The sequence below is a fragment of the Methanobrevibacter cuticularis genome (assembly GCF_001639285.1).
In the GTDB taxonomy this organism is placed as follows: domain Archaea; phylum Methanobacteriota; class Methanobacteria; order Methanobacteriales; family Methanobacteriaceae; genus Methanobaculum; species Methanobaculum cuticulare.
On the sequence record NZ_LWMW01000041.1, the window covers coordinates 1 to 914 of the forward strand.

Consider the following 914-nt stretch of genomic DNA (forward strand, 5'->3'; position numbering starts at 1 on the left):
ACACTATAATTAGCACTAAGATCACTCATATTAGTAATACCGAGCACATAATAATTATTCACAACTATATTACTCATAGTTGGTATGCCGTTGTAGCCATAGTAGTTATAATCAGCATTCACATTATAAATAATGTCACCAGAACTAATAGGAGCAGTCTGATTAAAGAACACATTATAGTTCACTTTCACATTAGGAGTATTAACACGAATAACACCAAATGTGTTGGAATTGTCTACAAAAATATTACCAACAATATCAGCACTAATAGTATTATTAGTACTATTAAGGAGATAGATTGCTCCACCAGCATTAGTTGCGGTGTTGTTTACAAAAGTGGAATTAAGAATAACAACACTAACAATAGTATTAGCGTCACTAGCTACATGAAATCCTCCACCATTAACTGCAGTGTTGTTTACAAAAGTGGAATTAGTAATACTAATATTACGATTAAATGCATTTATTGCTCCACCACCATTACTTGCAGTGTTGTTGTTGAAAGTAGAGTTATTTATATTAATTTTTGCAATGCCTCCTGTATAAACTCCTCCTCCTTTCCATCCTGAGTTACTACCTGTGAAAGTGGAATTACTTATATTAAAATATGACATATTATTATTACTAGTTAAATAAATTGTTCCTCCATTACTAGTTGCTGTATTATTAATAAAGGTAGAACCTATTATATTTAAACTAACAACATTATTAGAAGAACTAAAAAACACACCACCATTGCTTCCAGAATTATTAGTGAAATTAGAATTCATAATGTTTAAATTAACAGCACTATTAGACCCCCATAAAGTGATTACTCCTCCAGAGGATGCTGCATTGTTATTATCGAAAATAGAATCTGTTATATTAACATTACTAGTACCAATATATGTATTTTCAATAAAAATTACACCAGC

At 30.4% G+C, this 914-nt stretch carries 1 pseudogene; it reads right to left on the reverse strand.

The features are described from left to right. A pseudogene (locus MBCUT_RS01145) lies at window positions 1-914 on the reverse strand (hypothetical protein); the annotation flags it as partial.